A 17,714-nucleotide genomic window follows, 5' to 3' on the forward strand; every position below is an offset into this window, starting at 1 on the left:
ATGGCCACTTCTCTCGAGCTCATTATCATGCCTTTATTGTATGCATTAGGGGCAATATTGTTAGTGATCACGGTCTATGTGTTACTAATTGGTGCGCCTTTTATTCCTACCCCTCAGCCAGTAGTAGAGCATATGGTAAAAGTTGCTAAACTTAAAAAGGGTATGACGGTAATGGATCCCGGCTGTGGCGATGCCCGGATGCTGGTAACGGCTTGTAAAATGCATCCGGAAGTGAGGGGGATTGGTTATGAATTATTTTTCATTGCTTATATTCTAGCAAAGATAAGAACATGGAAATTTCGCAACCGAATCAAAATTTGGTTTCGTAATAGTGACCACGCAGATCTAAGTGAAGTAGATGTGATGTTCTGTTATATGCTGTATAAACCTCTAGGGCGGAATGCAGATAAATATAAACGAGAATTAAAAAAAGGCGCCAAGATTATCTCGTACGCCTTTGAAATTCCCGGATGGCAATGGGATGAAAAAATTCCACCAGTACCAGAAAAGAATTTCGCTGCAATCTTTATCTACAAGATTTAAAGCGATTTAATCAGCTGATTGAAAGCGCTGCCATCGGTAAATGCCATTTCTGAGAGCATTTTGCGATTGAGTACAATACCTTTTACTCGCAACTTAGACATGAATTGAGAATAGCTCATATTGTGTTCACGACAAGCAGCATTGATACGTTGAATCCACAAACTGCGGAAAGTGCGACGGCGTTTGCGACGATCAAGGAATGAGTGCTGACCTGCTTTGAAAAAAGCTTGTCGAGCCATTTTGAAAGTCTTACCGCTTAAGCCACGGTATCCTTTGACACTCTTGAGTAACTTTTTGTGGCGATGATGCGCTGCCACTCCACGTTTTACACGCATAAACTAGCTATAAGGTAATAAACGACGTAAACTTTTTACATTGGTTTGGTCCACCACAGCACCACCATTATCTAAATTCTTTTGGCGCTTGGATTTATTTTTCAAAAGGTGATTTTTTGCAGCCTTTTCACGCATGAATTTGATTTTCTTTTTGCTGCCTGTGCGCGCAACTCGTTTTTTAGCCGTTGAGGATGACTTGAGCTTCATAACAAAAAATAAGCGCTGGTATAGTACTGATATGGGTGGAGGCTGTCAAACAAGAATTCTAGATTCTAAATGATAAATTCCAGATGTAGATTGAGACGTTTTTGGCATCGCTCTGGAATGGGAAATCAAAAACTAAAATTTTTTAGAGCGGCTTAATCATCATTGACATCAACTTTCCCTGTAAAGTAATGCCCTGTTCAATAGTATATAATCCTTCTAGATAAGTAAGGAATTCATTGACTTTTGCCTCACCCAATTCTTTTCTACTCATTTGTCTACCATGAAACATCAGAGTTACTTTTACTTTAGCATTCTTTTCCAAGAATCTTTTAGTCTGATTGGCTTTGGTTTCTAAGTCATGAGGGGAAGTGGTAAGTCCAAGTCGTATGCCTTTGATTTCATTCTTAGGACTTTTACTTTTTTGCTTCTTTTCTAGTTTCTGCTGTCGGTAAATATATTTACCAAAATCCATAATTTTACATACTGGTGGTTTGGCCATTGGCGCGATTTCAACCAAATCTAAACCAGCTTCCTGTGCTAAACTAAGTGCTTTAGGTAAAGGAACAATACCGATTAGCTCATTCTCACTATCTACCAAGCGCACTTCGACATGGCCCACAATAGCGCCATTGATACGAACGTTTTTAATATGAAAAAAGTTAAGATCACCAAAATAGTAGCATAGAACAAGCCAGCTTGCTAAGGTTTTAGCTGTACTTGATAAACTCGTGACCGATCTTTATTTAGCAATACCAACATCTTACCAGTAGCATCGATTTCCACCTTGCCTATACTCGTGCCAGCGGGGAAGGTGTGAAGTATATGTTCACTGCCATTACGATTACTTACTAACTGATAAGTCGTTTCTTCCCCATCTTGCCAGAAACTGCCCCAAGCTTCAGCGCGTCTAAGATAATAAAGGGTATTCGTTTTGTCATCATAAGCGCTGGTAATTAGGGATGTGGTCAGGGGAAGTTCGAAAGCAGAGCCAAAAGGAGCAGAGAAGATTTTGATCTGATTGTTTAAATTAATGGCTATGCTTTCTTCGCTGACGAAACGAGGAGGTTCAGACAAATGGAATACACCTAAAGATGTGATAACTTGTTGAGCGATCTCAATAACTATTACATCAGTTTTAAGCATGTTTTCCATTGTTACCATTTTGCTCAGTAATGCATACTTACTATTATCGCTGATGGAAAGGGTAAAGTCAGTATCTAAATCCAGGTAAATATTTGTGCCGTTTACTGCCAAACTGGTTCCTAATAATTGAGCGCTCAGCAATCCCTTGGAGGTAGCGAAACAATTGAAAGTCCCAGTGGGCAAAGCTTGAGTGACTCCACGACTCCAGAGTTGTGCAGACACTGTCGGTGCTTGAGGAGCAAAAAGACAAGCTTCTGAGCCATCTCTAGCCCATACTATGTGGTTAAAGGGTTTGGGAATAGATTGAGCATCCTTTTCGGTAAAATTGGCGAAGAGCAAATTCTCCGATTGATTGTCAGAAAATACTCTATCGCGAGGATATTTGAATAATGATGAAAGCGACTTTTCTGTGATTATCGGTTTAAAGATAAATTCGATAGGAATATGTAGGGGACGGCGCCAGCTGAGATCTTGAGTAATAGTTTGATCAAAATGGTTTTCTTTATGAATTTGAAAAGTATGGCTATTGGCATACAGATCTAACTTTATTTGACCATTACTATCTTGATAAGTACTACCATTTACTTGTACTTGAAAAGGGCCACTACCTTCAAAAGTGACTGAGGTATAGTTAAAAAACAAAAGGAAAACACCAATCCCCAGAGTGGTAATTAATGCAGGCACTAAAGCAATAATAATTTGATGCTTATTTTGCATAGTAAAGTTAAGATACGGTGACAGTTTGTAGGGGACCGGGATTGCCCTGGCAAAAGAATAGATAAATACCTTTTTCGACCAACTGAATACTTGATGTCGTTTGCGGCATGATGGTCTGATTTATCTTTTGCGGCGATTTAGGATCAGTACGGAGTTCACAGGCTTTGTTATTTTGATTGAACCATACTAGCTCCATACCTTGATTAAGCGATATATGAGTAGGATCGAAAAAGCCAAAATTGATAATGCTGATGGCAAATTGATTTTTTTCAGCACTGACAATTACCCCATTTTGGGGATCATAATAAAATCGATCTCGTAACTGGGCAAAAAGAAAGCTTCTTGCTAGCAAGGGCATTTGTTTGCTCAGTGAATCCTGTTCTAAAGTGGGCTTAATAATTTCTAAATATACTTTTTTTGTTAAGTCAAAAGTATCTGGAAAGCGATACCCTAGAGGCACATTTACTTTTCCGGCTAAAGCAAGAGGAATGTTTGGATCGTTTTCCAGCAAAGTGTTTAAATAAGTTTGCATATCTTCTGTACTCGGTTGATCAGAGTGAGATATGCTCGTCGGCTTGCTTGAAACTATAGCAATGGGGACCGATGACTGTGTTGGTGTTATTGGTGTCAAAGCAAGGCTAATAAAACCTTTATTTTCTCGCGGAAAAAGTGTTGCCACTATAGTCTGATAGCCATCTTTTTGGATTTCCAGACGATAGCTCTCCTTTACCAAATTACTTAATGAGAGTGGAGTCTTTCCCTCCTCATTGCCATCAAGTTTAATAGTTGCTCCTATGGGATTAGTGACTATAGTAATGGGAGCTTGGGCGATAGGTATAACATCATTATTTTTAATCAAATTCTGATCTCTGATTTCTAAATTCTGAACTGAATTATTCCTTCTACTCCAGAAAAATATTCCTGAGCCAATAAGTAATAAAACTAGCAAAATAATCAGTACTTTTTTCATCGCTAAGGTAAAAATACTACAGTGGTTTTGATCAGTGGTTTTTCTGCACACCAGAATTGAATACCTTCATCGGTACCAATAGCAGCAGAAAATAATAAATTTTCTCTCGCATTGAGGCTGCCAACGTGAAACTCACCTCTACTGCCACTAGCAGTTAAAGTACAGCTATCGCCACTATCATTGATAAAGCGTAAAGGATAAGCTGAGGCAACCATAGTTGAAGCAGGATAAAAATGATTGCCACTAATCACGATACCTTCTTCATTAGCTGTACCTTCCTCGATAAGATCATCGGGGCCGTAATCATGGATACCAGAATAGGTAGCAATCAATCTTTGATAGTGCGCTATTTGAGCTTGATTGGGTATGGTGGCTTGTGCGTTTGTCGATGATGCTGTTGGTACTGTAGTAGCTACATTAGGAGTGGGAATGGGGGAGGGAGAAATTTGAGGAGACGATGTGTTTGATGGTGTGCTGCTAGTGCTTGGGACATTATAGAAAAAAGTGCTATTGGGTTGAGAGATTATTTGTAATGAGGGGGGATTGGGAAAAGGTACGGCTGTTGCCATAGGAGTAGAAGTCTGTATAGGCGAAGAAGTAGAGAAAATGCGGGGGGTGGGGGTGCTGTTTCCTATGCTAATAGTTGGTGTTACCACCAAAGCTTCACTCGCTAATTGCAAACGTAAGCTCGTATCTGTGGGGGTATACTTGAGTACCAAAGTAATATATCCCATCTTTTTTGCTTCAATTCGATACTCCTTAATTGCTGGAAAAGTATATTTTAAAGGTGCTTCGCCAACTGCTTTGCCATCAATGCTAATACTGGCACCTTGAGGGGTGGAAATAATAGTTACCTCTTTGGGCTGTTCTATTATTTGCGGTGTTACTTTTAGGGTGCTAGGTAAAGCGCTCGGTCCAGTTGGTGCAACTAAATTAGATGGTGGCATATTAAATTGATTCCAGGTCAAAATGGCACTAATCACGAAGATTAAAGGTAAGCCAATGAGAAGGAACTTTTTGAGCATAGAAAAAGATTACATTGCTACTGCGTAACCAGTTTTATAGTGATTGGAACTTTGTAGAGAAGTGAAATTATCCCAAGTCATAATGCTATTGTCACCGCCATTATGAGCAACATCATGAATCAGCAAATTAGTGAATTGTTTGGTGCTTTCATTGTAACCCTGGATACCAACCACGACAGTAAAGTGCGCATGAGATACAAAGCCACTATTGCGTGCTCTACTGATCGCACCTCCTACTACCATAGGGTGCCCCTCAGATAACTCACGGAAAATGGTTTCTGGAGTCAGCTGTACTGAATGTGACCCATGAGCGTTTAATTGGGTCCGCAGAATATTGGTTAATTTACTAGGATTCCCTCCAGTACCGAGCACATAAGCACAAAGGATATCGTCAAAAGTACGCGGAGCCGACACAGCATCATAGCCACCGATACTGCTGCGATCGTTGCTACCGTGAATACCGCAACGATAATAATTATTTATCATATCTCGTAATATATCTCTCACTGCTGTAGTGTTACCGCTTACATAGCGATAAGCAATCGCAAAAGAAGTGACACCACAACTTACTCCTCCCCATTTGCGATTTTCGCCAGCAGTATCAGTACCGGCATTAGGATTCTGAGCACAAATATTATCGAATTCACACTCTCTTGGTGCTGAACCTTGCGCGATAAATTCAACAGGCAAAATAATATCACAGACACCGTTGTTACACTGTCTTTGCGGGGCTCCGGGAGGTGTGCCATTGAGATTGAATTGACTGTTGAGTGGTGTCCCATTTGTTCCTGGGGCAAATTGAAAACGAACAGCTGCTGGGCCACGAGGAGTACATACAGGATTAGCACTAAAAGTAAAAAAACAGGGATTGATGAGATACAAAATCCAGCCACTAGTTGCCAATAGGGCCAAACCACTGATGCTACCAATAATCAGCTGTTTTGCCTGATCACTTTTCCCGCCCAAAATAATTATCAAGCCAGCTCCGATCAGTACTAGAAGAGCCAAAGAGCCTGCTATACCTGCAGCATAGAGGAAAAGAATGCGAGTATAATTCACAATATATCCCTGATTGTTACCTTCAATACTGGTAATGCCATTGATCCCGACTTCCAAAGGTACTGTTCCACCAGCAACTGGAGCACTGACTCGGACTCCTCCTGCAGTGTTTGTTTGAGTACCAGCGCTGCCTTGAGTAGGAACAAAGTTACTTCCAGTTGTAGCAGTGCCACTAGTCTGCTGAGGCGTATTTTCCGAATACACCAGGCTTAACAATGTCTGTACACCCAGGCCAGCAGCCGTGGCGTGATCAATCTCAGTAGCGAATAAAGCATACCAAGGGTTACTTGAATGTTTAGCGCATGGTAACTGGGGATTGTCCCAATACTGTTTAAAGTGGGTATTTTGAGTGCCATAGTGGGGAGTACTATCTCTCTGTCTGACTTGTGGATTGTGAGGCGTGAAGAAAATTTGGGCATCACAGCTAGCTAAATTTTGAAAGCCAGCAGGTAATACATTATGATACCCTCCACTCTCTTGGTTATTAGCAAAAGAAGCACCAGTATAAGCCATGTCAGCGGCATAATACAAAATAGTAGCTCGGGGATAGGTAGTGCTAATCTGAGGATAAATAGATGTGCAAGTGTCAATAACCCCTACCGCTTTAGGATTTAGGTCTCTGGCTTTGATCAAAGCACTATCATCACCATGACAACCAGCTCCAGAGTGACCAGAAATAATCGTGTCGTTACTCAATCGGATATTAAGTCCGCTAGTAGCACTGTTGCTGGCCAATGCAGCCTGAACAGCTGTCTTTATACTGGTACCAGTCATTCCCGTCCAATTTGAAGTAGGATGAGCATTGGCTGGTAAAACAAAAATCATGCCTGGTACCCGAGCATTATGCATAGCAGCTTCTATGGCACGTTGGAATCTGCTTGAACCATGTTGCTCATGAATAGTAGTAGTGCCATCTCGTCGTGTCTCGGTATAATGAACAATTTCACTAGGCGGTAAATAAAAAGGACTGATACCATCAGAATATTTATTGTCACCATGAAAGTGGATGTAGAGAGGAAATTCACCAGCACATTGTGCTTCTTTGGGAATGTAAATTACAGCTTTATTCTCAGGATAAGTACTATTAGGGACTGGTTGATAATTGAAATGCAAAAATAATGTTTGTCCGCTAGTGGTACAGCGTGTACCGCCACTTTGAGCTTCGACTTGAGGTGAAAATGATAAAAGTAATGAAGCTGTGATGAAAATGCTTAAGCTTAGCATTCCTAAACCACGCATTCGTCTTGAATTAAGAAACATACATTTCTACTACAAAAAGAATATTCTCTCCCTGCCGTTTATAACACAAGTAGATCCAAAAGACACGAAAAATGAGAGCTGAAAATCGCTTATTAGTAGTTGTTGACAGTGAGGCTTTTTGTTTGTTAGTATTGATTGAAGCGTATTTAAACCTATTGCCAATGTCTGCACCGAATGAGAGTTTTCCTGCCAAACAAAGAAATGATATTCCTAAAGCTTTTGCTCCCTTAGAAATTGCTGAGGCTCGTAATGCAGTAGGATCACAAAGAGATGACTTGAGAGCTGCTCTAGAGAGCCCGGAAGAGGCGAGGGGATTGGCCATGATGGGCCAAAACTTACAAGTCCCAGCAGTGCTTGATTCTGATGCACACAGAAAACTCCAGGCGGTAATGCTTGGTCTAGCCTCAGTCGGTTTACAAGGATGCGAAGCAAGCATGGGAGAAATTGCTGGCTATGGTACTTTAACAGCAGTTGCTCTGGCAGGTTTGTATGCATGGAAAGGGATGGAATGGCATATGCTTAGTCCTACCGATATGAAGGTGTGGGTGATTGAAAATGTTTTCTTGCGCCCCACTCGTGGGAGAGTTTTGCCGGCTACTGCTACGCCGAATGTTGCTCCTAATACCCCACCGGCACAGCGTATACAAACTATGCTTGCTCATATTAGTACATTAAATACTAGGATTACTGATGCTATTGAACACGTGAAAGTATTCCAAGAGGGAGTTTCCTATCGTTTCAGATGGTTTCAACGCACAGTAAAAGTCGGTCCTGATGACTATCTCAATTTGACTAATGAATCGATCAGTCGAACACATCAGGTCGATATTAATGGTATTCAACATCCACTTACGTATACCGTAGAGTTGCCGGTCACTGATCCTGCACGAGCAGCGGTAGCCTTTAACATTAACAATAAGGCAGATGTGAAAAAAATGGTTACCAATTTGCTTGATGCAGTATTTGAGAGCGTATTTGGTGCTCTACGATCAAGTAATATTCCTGGTCTACCAGGCGGGCAGGCGCTTGATTATCACGCGGTAACCGGTGCCTTGCCGGCTATTGCTACTATGATCAATGAGCATCCAGCTTTAGTGGCTCTTCGGAATGCCACTGGCGTCAATTATACGGTTGTGATTAACACTTTGTCAGAGCCAGCAAACTTAGCAGCAAAAAGGACAGAGGCCATAATGAAAGCTAGACAATTAGAAGTTGAAAGGGGTGAGACTCTTGTTGCTACTCAACATGCAGCTACTGTATTAGAACAGGCCAAAGGTGAGGCGGCATCAATGGAGGTAAGATTAGATGCATTAAAGAGAGTGTTCCCTGGAGCAGGTACCGATCAACTTACCAGTATGATAGCAGCAAATTCATTACTTGGAGCTGGTGGGGCAGCCAGTTTGCGTGATGTGGCTGCTGCTTCACAAGCAGTGGCTTTTGGTGCTGCAGCACAAAGGGTGGCTCAACAAGGTGTTAATATTAATATGCAACCAGGAAGTCCTCCAATTGCTCCACAACAGCCACCCGTTTCGCCTGCTCCCACACCACCACAACCTCCAGTAACACCGGCTCCACCGGGCAGCACTGGGCAAACTGGCGGAGGAAATCCTTAATTAAACCTTTTTAAATACTTTTATGGCTGATATTTGGTCTGGGCAAGGTAATGCAAGCCCTTCAAGCGCTCCATCTGCACCCACTTCGGCTCCCAGCGCGCCCTCAGCCGCTTGGCGTAGAACCCGGGATGCAGTACGAGGAAACTTTTGGAAAGTTTTGGGTGTTGGCGCATTAGTAGCCACGGGTTATGTGGCTTTTACAGAAGGAGTGTCACGCATCGGCACTAGTAGCTCTGATACATCTGTTCAAACAAGTACAGACAGGCGGCGAGCTGATGCACGTGAAGCAGCTGCAAACAGTCCCAGTGCTATTTGGGAACATGGCAAGCAAACTATGGCATGGGCTGACACGGCTGAGCGTTTAATTCGTGCTATTGAAGCTCAATTGGCGACTGGAGAAGCGCATCAAGATATTAATTTTCAGTATGTTGGGACAATGAATGATATCTTACAAAGTCCACTACTTACTGATCCAGCGAAGCAACAAATGAGATTAGAGGTGCCCAACTTGGCCGTCGCGGCGAGTGACTTAACTGATAGTGCCAAACTGGCAAAAATCATGAGAGCATTACAGATTGCCCGCGCAGATATTTCTACTTTGGCTTTAAGCGATTTTTCAGGGGCTGCTCAGGGTCAACCTAATCCTGATATGAATTGGGTTGGATTTGTAAATAGTAATTTAGACAATCAAATTTCCGAACCAGGCCATTTATCAAACATAGTATTATGTTTATGGCGCAAAGGCGAAATGGTGCCTGCTCGTAACTTAGCATCACGTATCTTTGAATTAACTTCATGGTCTGACTATAAGCGTGAGCATCCAGCTGAGGCCTTGGATATTGTGTCTATTTGCACCCGTCCAGGTTTACTAGCTCAATCACCCATTACTACTGCTGAAGAAGCAGAACTACGAGCTAGATCAGGTAGATAGTTTGCTTAGTTTTCTTCTACGCCATAGCTTGCGTAGTTCATGAGCAGCTACCATACCCACAAAGCCTAAACAGCCATACAGCCAGTCTGAAAAATGCAGATTGGCTGTTCTTAAATATGGTTGTAAAAATGGAGTGTAGATTACCAAGCACATCAGGCCAAGCGACATTATGATTGCGCCAAGCAGTTTAGGATTACTCCAGAAATAGCGACTAAATATGCTTTCAGTTTCATGTCTCCGGGATAAAATGTTAGCAAACTGACCTAACATAATAGTGACATAAGTCAGTGTTAGTGCTCTTAAATAAAAAGGGTTGTCTAAAGTAAGTACTGTTCCTGGAGTGTAATTAGCTCTATCCAAGAACCAAAGAAAATTAAATACCGCTATGCCTCCCATGAATAATCCAGCATAACCTACATCTAAAATGTTTTTGATCGTAAGGAAATGATCATTGAGTGATCGTGGCTTTCTGCGCATCAAATCATTAGGAGCAGGATCAAAGGTAAGTGCCATCAAGGGCAACATTTCACCTACTAAATCAACGAGTAAAATATGAATGGCAAAAATAGCAGCCGGATAGCCAAAAATATAAAGCACGGCGCTTGCTAATACTGCTGTTAATTCACCACAATTACTGGAAAGAGTAGAGAACAGGGTCTTTCTCAGATTGGTAAAAATTGTTCGGCCTTCTTTGATAGCAGTTACCAATGTGACATAGCTATCATCAGTTAACACAATTTCCGCTGCCTCCTTAGCCACATCAGTGCCGATTCTACCCATAGCAACACCAATATCAGCTTGCTTGAGAGCTGGAGCGTCGTTGACACCATCTCCGGTCACGGCCACAACATTTCCTTGTTCACGAAGCAATTTCACAATCCTCAATTTGTCTTCAGGACTGGTACGAGCAAAAATAATTGCTGGTAAAACTAATTTTTCTTTCAGCTCAGCATCACTTAATTGAGGCAATTCATCACCATTGACAATAGTTAAGGCTTGATTTTGGTCTAAGCCAATATTCTTAGCGATTGCCTTAGCAGTTTCTGCTTGATCGCCGGTAATTATGAAAGTGCGCAAATGCGCTGCTCGAGCCTGAGCTATGGCATCTCGCACACCAACTCGTGGGGGATCAACCATGGCGACAAAACCCAAAAACTTCATGCCTTGCTCTACGGTAGCCATAGTTAAATTAGCTAATTCTTTGCCATCGATCTCACGATAAGCCATGCCCAAGACGCGTAAACATTGCTCGGTATAAGTATTGCTTGCTTCTTTAATGGATTTTTGCTTTGCGATTGTAAGCTTGGAAATAGCTAATACTGCAGGTAAAGATCCTTTGAGAAAAACAATGTATTTACTCTTTGTGCCCGGTACTTTGCGTACTGAGCTCATCATTTTTCGTACTGAGTCGAAGGGATATTGTTGTACTTCTTGCCAATCCCTTCGCACCTTATTTACATCGATACCAGCCTTACGAGCCAATGTGACCAAAGCTGATTCTGTTGGATCTCCCAAAGCATACCAATGCCGATGTTTCTCGTCTGGTTCAGCGATATTGCCTGTTGCTGCCAAGGCGCCACTGAGCAGAAGTTTTTCATCTATACTAGAGCCTTTGGCGATTGTTCCTTTGGGCTCATAACCAATACCATCTACGGCATAATCTTTACCGTCTTGCCAAATATGCTGCACCGTCATTTCATTAGTAGTGATAGTGCCAGTTTTATCAGAACAAATAATGGTGGTAGAGCCTAGTGTCTCCACTGAATAAAGCTGCTTTACGATGGCTTTTTGTGCAGCTAAGCGAGATGCGCCCAGAGAAAAGGTTACTGACAATTGTGCTGGTAAACCTTGCGGAACCATAGCAGCAGCGATACCTAAGGCTGCTAATAAGCTCGCCTGTACCGGATTGTTCTGTAAAAGATTGAGGCTAAATATGATCCCTGCCAAGCTAAGAGATAATATAGTTAGACGGACGGCAATATTGGCGATTTCTTTTTGTAGAGGAGAAGCATCATTGCCTACTTCAGCAGTAATTGCAGCGATTTTACCAATTTCTGTAAACATGCCGGTGGCATATACTACGCCACAACCATTACCGCGTGCGATAGTAGTGCCCAAATATACTTGATTATCTTGTCGGCCAAGAGGTTCTAATTTACTCAGCTCATGAATAAACTTTGTTTTAGGATTAGATTCACCAGTGAGAGAAAAATCATTGGTGGCTAAATTATTTATTGTCAGCAAACGGATATCCGCTGGCACAGCATCACCTTCGCTGAGGAGAACAATATCACCGGGCACGAGCTCTGCTGCCGGAATCTCCAATTGTTGGCCCTTTCTCATCACTTTGGCTTGGGGAGTCAAAAATGATTGTAAAGAGGCGATGACATTTTCCGCCTTATACTCTTGTATGAAGCCAATAATGGCATTAATCAAAACTATGCCAAGTAGTATCACTGCATCCCGTGTACTACCCAAAAACCAGGCGAGTAATCCAGCAACTATCATCAAAATAATCATCGGATCACTGAACTGCTCAACAAATTTCTGCCAGGCGGCCTTTTTGCCTACCTTTTTGAGCACATTGGGACCATACTGAATCAGCCTTTGCCTCGCTTCTTCATTGGTAATCCCTTGGCGTAGGCTGCGTAATTGAGTCAGTGCTTGTGCGGGAGAAAGTTGGGAAAAAGAGGACATAGTACAATTCTGAATTAAGAATGCTGAATTCTGAATAAAAGGCGTTAGCTAGGCTGTTTTGTGACTTTGGTATTGATAATGATGCTCAACACCTAGTTTTCTTCAGTGTACATTCCGCATTCAGAATTCAGCATTCAGAATTGCTCTTACTCCATTGCTTCTCATCGTAAAATGTTTTAGAATGATATGAAGTTCAAAAAATTATGGTTTCCTCCCCCAGACCACTTTCGTATTTTGTAAGGCTCTTTAGTACTGTATTGGTGATGCTGGTGCTGATAAGTGGCTTGATCAGTCAAGGATCTTTTATCTTTGAAAGTTTCAAAGTTCCTCAAGCCGATGCTTCTTCACCAAGCTTCCATGATTTTTTTGAAGATTGTACTGACGACGATAATGAAGTTACCTGGGCACAAATAAAAGCTTGTTTGAACAATCCCAGCAATGCTCTCGATAATGGTAGTGAGCGCACCAGATGGAATAATGCTATTAGAAATAAATTAGAAACATTTTTTGATAATCATGGTACTACTGGGCCTGGTTATGAACTGCCAGGGGACTTTATTAGTAAGCCATATGTCTATGGTAGCTCTACCCCAAATAATGCTACCCAAGATCGCATCATTGACATCTATTTACGGGAAGAAAGTGGTGGTATGGATGGTGCTCAGGAAATCGGTACTTTCTTAAGTGGATCTAATGGAGGCTACTTATGTACTTTATTAAACATTCCACCTGGCGGTTCTAGTACCAATACCGATTCGTTACCAAGTCCTTATGCAGGTTTGGCTCTTTATGGGCCAAGTCGAGATGGCGATACCCCTAGATGTACTAGAGCAGACATATTAAATAATGATGAAAAACCTTATCTAGTAAGAGGTTTCAGCGCAGCCCTGCTTTGGGTCTTGGCCGATAGTATGAGCAATGATGCAGCTCTTGCTGAGCAAACAAGAAGTTTGTTTGGCACATTAAAAACATATTTACAGAATCCTCCTGCCAGTGCTGTGCAGACAGTCAATAGTAGTCAATATGTTGATCTTACAGGCTTTTATGAACAAAACTATGATCGTGGCTTTGGTAATGGTCCGATAGAAAATATGATGCAAGCCTGTCAAGGGGATGCTCAGGTGACATCAACAACGTCTGGTACTCGAACAGATGAATATGTCACACAGGTGGCCAATTGTTATGATAGAAACATCCCTACTTTAGAAAGGGCTGGTCAATTTGTCCGTGAGGTATTACAACCAGCAACAGTTGAATTGGCAGCTCAATACAGAACTTGGTCAGCTGAACAGAAAACCATATTGCGCACTTTTATGGCTAGTACGGACTATATTCAGTTGGCTGAAGGATATGATCCTCTAGCTCAAAATAGATTTGATTACCGTCTAGAGGATTATCTAGATGAAACCATTAATGATGGCTATACCGATAGCTCAGATTTTGTTTATGACACAGAAAATCCTGATCAAGTAGCAACTTCTCTCAATGCCACTATCGGCTATCGATCCAATTTTGATGATGCAGTTAAGAAACCAATTTTGTACCAATTAATGGCGGTAAATAGAAAATTGATTGAAAGATCCACTACCTACCTAGATCGCCCACTACCAACACCTCCTCCACCAAGTACTGCAGTTGCTACTGGTAGAGCGGCATTTCAATCACAATTAGCGCAAATTAATCGTACTGCGGCTCAAAGTAGAAAAAATGTGCTGGAGCAAATGAATGATTATATCAATCGTACTATCACCAATAATAAAGATACCATGCTCTTTGCTTGGTATTACATGGCAGTGGCTAGTCACGACCCCAATTATCCTAATGCTGTTGAGCATAGAACTGGTGATTTGAGCTTGTTAGTAGAAGATCGGCCAGGCACTGGCGCTTGGGCTACTATATTTACTGATCCTTTTTTGGCTGCAGTTACCAATGCCTGCTCACCAAACGTGTTCTTTGACACTATCAACAAAGAAAATTTCCCAGCCTGGAAAAGATGTCTAGAGCATGAAAAAGATTATGTAGATCACTCTGACACCAATAAAGCACATAAACCTCAAGATAGAACAAGTAGAAATAACTTCACTATGACCTTAGCGGGCAGTGCCGAACCTTTCAAGATGCGTCGCTCTGAGTCAGTAAGAACAGCTTTGAGCCAATTGATTGCGCGAATTGATGCTTGTAATGCCAATCCGGTATGTCTCACTTTGAATGATAGAAATGAAGGAGCTGCTGCTAATCGGGATGCTAATTTACCAGATGATGGTCGGGATACGGGGAATTCTTTACTCAATTCAATTTTAGCCTTTATCAATGTTTTAGTAGCCTTATTAATTAAATTCGTCTTTTGGCTAGCGGCGATGGTGATGAGTTTATTCCAAGCAGTATTGAGTTATACCGGTTTTACCACTTCTAGTTTCGTGATCACGATGTGGAAGGCGATTAGAGATTTCGTCAATCTCTTCTTTATTTTAGCTTTGTTAATCGTCGCAGTAGCAAATATCGTTCAATACCAAATCAATAATTATGCCATCAAGACTATTTTGCCCAAATTAATCTTGATTGTCATCGCAGTAAACTTTTCTCGTCTTTTTGTTGGTATTGTGATCGATGCTGCTAATGTGGTAGAAGCTGGTGTTTATCAGGTGGGCGGTATGGGACCACATGGTGCGGGTGGAAGTGCTCAATGTTCTCAATATACACCTGCCCAAAACTCGGCAAATAGTTGGCGTTTAATTAGTATTCCTAATAATGTAAAACAAGGCAGTATTCTTTGTCGCTTGGCGCAAGGACTCAAATTTGAAGATATGCAGCGTTATATCGATCAAAATGATGCTAACCGTCCGGGCAATCAAGTAGACTTCTTTTTAGCCAATATGGCCTTGCTCCTAATGGGGATAATGATTCTCTTTGGTTTCTTGGCCTTAGCGATCACCTTTACTATCCGTATAGTGATACTCTGGGCTTTGGCTATAACTTCCCCCTTATATGTAGTGGGTAATTTATTCCCATTTACTTCGAGTGTGGTCAGTCAATGGCAAGGTAAGTTTTTCAAATATGCTACTTTGCATGTTGGGGTGGCCTTCTTCCTTACTTTAGCTGTACTAGCTGCTGATAGTGTGGTGCCACAAATTTTTAGTGAGACAGTCACTACTCCTGGCGCGGTAGCAGGTTCAACACTTGGTCCCGCTGGCTTTCAAACCATGGCTGATTATCTTAAGTTATTGTTTATTATTGCTATGGTTTACGCAGGTGTCTTCACTGCAGCCAAAGGTGATTATGCTCAAGGTCTTATTGATAGAGTGGCAGGTTTAGGCTCCAATCCTTTGGCTGGAGCAAAGTTTGCTGCTAAGTGGGGTATTGGTGCACCTTCCAAAGTATTAGGCTTAGTTGGTAATCGTTTAGAGAATGTAAGAGGTAGTGGTAGAGTGGGTAGAGGACTAGCGTGGCTTACTAGAGGTGCTGGGCATGTACTAGCCTTACCGTCAAATGTCGGTGGTGGTGTGAAAAATATTGCTGAAGATCTGAAAAAGGGCGCTGAGGATAGACGCAAGCGTTCTCAATTGAGTGCTGCAGCTTATCTCTCTGGCGGCCGTTTTACTCGTCGTGGTGAAAAGTTTCGTTCAATTTTGGCTCAACATCGTGAAGGCCAAATTTCTGAGACTGAAAAGCTGGAGTCCAATCTCTATGACACTAGAAGAATTCAAAGCAAATTGTTAGATGAGTCTATTGGTAAAGGCGATTCACAATCTTTAATGGCTCGGGCCCGTATTTTGGCTTCACGTGGCGCCTTGGATTTGGATAAAATAATGGAGAATGGGAAAAGTTTGCGAGATAATATCAAATCATTGGAACTGGCTAATGGTGTGCGTGAAGAAGAGGCGGATTCAGCCCTGGAGCGTATGCAAGAAACTAATCTTGCTGCTATTGCCAATAAGAAAGGCAAAAAAGCACAAGAAATTAGTACTACCGGTGAAACTGGTAAGAACTTAGAAAATGTTATCAATGCTAGAGAAAGACAACAGGTGCCAGAATTTATGGGACTTATTTCCAAGGCATTAGCTTCTGGGCGTGTATCTAACAAGAGAAGAGTGGTGAATGATGATGGCACTATTTCATGGGTGAAGCGTCGTGATGGTACTGATGATGAAGGTACTGGCTTAGCTTTTCAACAGCTTTTATTGGCGCTGGCAGACAATATGAATATTTCTGCTGATGACTGGCGATTAATGAATAAAGAAGTCGCTGGGCAATCCATGAGTATGTTCGGTGTACAGTTAAAAGATAAGGGTATATTTAACAATTATATTCAGGGCAAAGATGGCCGCGGTGGTGTTTTTGGTGCGGCTAAGAGATTAGGTTTTTTTGCCAATCATGATACCTACGCAGAAGCGATGCAATCGGATGAAAGAGATGAAGTTGCAAAAATTATGGGTCATTTGGCTACAGAAGGTGCCTATCAAGGCCGTGCTCTCGAGGATATTGCAGAAGGACAAGCATTACTACGCAGTACTAGAGATACTCATGCTGAAAAGGTGGGTACTATTAAATTGGATGGTGACGATGACCGCGTACGTCACTTTGTGAAACAAATGGACGCTCAAAAGTTAGGTGATGCAATTAATGCTAGTGTGACTAGCTCACCACAAATGGTGGTGAAAGCGATGGAAGGATTAATTCAAAATATAGTGAAAGCTCGTACGCCTGAAGCAAAACAATATCATGAAGTACAATTGAATGCGACCATGGAACATTTAGCTAAAATTACTACTACTCAAGCACAAATTGATCAATTAGCTCCATTAATTGAGACAGCCTTGGGCAAGAAGCTGGCTTCTAATACGGACGACGAATTTAAGGGTCTATTTGGTTCATTGGCTGCCGATGGCTCAGTGCAATTAAACACCACAGGGCAGAATTATGTGGATCAATTTAAAACGCATGTCCTTGCTGAGGCGAAAAAGAGAAGAGAGGAGCTTGAAGCTGACAAAGAACGTGTGCGTGCTAGAATACAGGCTGAAGAACAAGAAAAAGTACGCCAGCGTGCGGCCGCAGGGCAACCACCTCAAAATCCTCCTGCAAACCCACCTGTTAATCCGCCGGCACCACCAGCAGCTAATCCTTAATCGTTATGATTAATACCATTCTCACATTCTTGTGGACATTGGCCATGGACCTATGGTGGGCTCTAACTACTGCGTGGCAGAGAATAGTGAG

Annotated in this window: 12 protein-coding genes; 4 read left to right on the forward strand and 8 right to left on the reverse strand. The window is 41.9% G+C overall.

The features are described 5' to 3' along the window. On the forward strand, positions 1–543 hold the full coding sequence (locus HY817_01115) for an N-6 DNA methylase (GenBank protein MBI4835838.1): 543 nt from the start codon (positions 1–3) through the stop codon (positions 541–543). On the opposite strand, the gene rplT is transcribed toward HY817_01115, so the two are convergent. The 7 genes from rplT to HY817_01150 form a co-directional block, all read right to left on the reverse strand. Further along, complete coding sequence (rplT, locus tag HY817_01120) at positions 540–878, reverse strand: 50S ribosomal protein L20 (GenBank protein MBI4835839.1); 339 nt, start codon at positions 876–878, stop codon at positions 540–542. The genes HY817_01115 and rplT overlap by 4 nt on opposite strands. A 3-nt stretch (positions 879–881) precedes the next feature. Next, positions 882–1,085 carry a 50S ribosomal protein L35 gene (locus HY817_01125; GenBank protein MBI4835840.1) on the reverse strand — a complete coding sequence of 68 codons (204 nt, stop codon included), beginning with the start codon at positions 1,083–1,085 and terminating at the stop codon, positions 882–884. A 142-nt stretch (positions 1,086–1,227) separates the two neighbouring features. Further along, positions 1,228–1,704 carry a translation initiation factor IF-3 gene (locus HY817_01130; protein ID MBI4835841.1) on the reverse strand — a complete coding sequence of 159 codons (477 nt, stop codon included), beginning with the start codon at positions 1,702–1,704 and terminating at the stop codon, positions 1,228–1,230. An 80-nt stretch (positions 1,705–1,784) separates the two neighbouring features. Continuing rightward, complete coding sequence (locus HY817_01135; protein ID MBI4835842.1) at positions 1,785–2,945, reverse strand: hypothetical protein; 1,161 nt, start codon at positions 2,943–2,945, stop codon at positions 1,785–1,787. A gap of 7 nt (positions 2,946–2,952) precedes the next feature. Then, the gene (locus HY817_01140) at positions 2,953–3,915 is read right to left on the reverse strand and encodes a PEGA domain-containing protein (protein ID MBI4835843.1); all 963 of its coding nucleotides are present in this window, start codon (positions 3,913–3,915) and stop codon (positions 2,953–2,955) included. A 2-nt stretch (positions 3,916–3,917) separates the two neighbouring features. Further along, a complete protein-coding gene (locus HY817_01145) occupies positions 3,918–4,940 on the reverse strand; it encodes a PEGA domain-containing protein (GenBank protein ID MBI4835844.1) in 1,023 nt (340 codons plus the stop codon). 9 nt (positions 4,941–4,949) lie between these two features. Continuing rightward, positions 4,950–7,259 carry a hypothetical protein gene (locus tag HY817_01150; protein ID MBI4835845.1) on the reverse strand — a complete coding sequence of 770 codons (2,310 nt, stop codon included), beginning with the start codon at positions 7,257–7,259 and terminating at the stop codon, positions 4,950–4,952. Between the two features lie 161 nt (positions 7,260–7,420). On the opposite strand from HY817_01150, the gene HY817_01155 reads away from it, so the two are divergent. Next, positions 7,421–8,872, forward strand: a complete 1,452-nt coding sequence (locus HY817_01155; protein ID MBI4835846.1) for a hypothetical protein — start codon at positions 7,421–7,423, stop codon at positions 8,870–8,872. Positions 8,873–8,894: 22 nt separating this feature from the next. Beyond that, the gene (locus HY817_01160) at positions 8,895–9,803 is read left to right on the forward strand and encodes a hypothetical protein (GenBank protein MBI4835847.1); all 909 of its coding nucleotides are present in this window, start codon (positions 8,895–8,897) and stop codon (positions 9,801–9,803) included. On the opposite strand, the gene HY817_01165 is transcribed toward HY817_01160, so the two are convergent. Next, a complete protein-coding gene (locus HY817_01165; GenBank protein MBI4835848.1) occupies positions 9,792–12,500 on the reverse strand; it encodes a cation-transporting P-type ATPase in 2,709 nt (902 codons plus the stop codon). The genes HY817_01160 and HY817_01165 overlap by 12 nt on opposite strands. A 203-nt stretch (positions 12,501–12,703) precedes the next feature. Between HY817_01165 and HY817_01170 the strand changes: the two genes are divergently transcribed. Beyond that, entirely contained in the window at positions 12,704–17,623 is a 4,920-nt protein-coding gene (locus HY817_01170) for a hypothetical protein (GenBank protein MBI4835849.1), read from the forward strand. Positions 17,624–17,714: the final 91 nt, after the last annotated feature.

It is taken from the genome of Candidatus Abawacabacteria bacterium, from assembly GCA_016207805.1.
Lineage (GTDB): Bacteria > Patescibacteriota > Gracilibacteria > RBG-16-42-10 > RBG-16-42-10 > JACQZO01.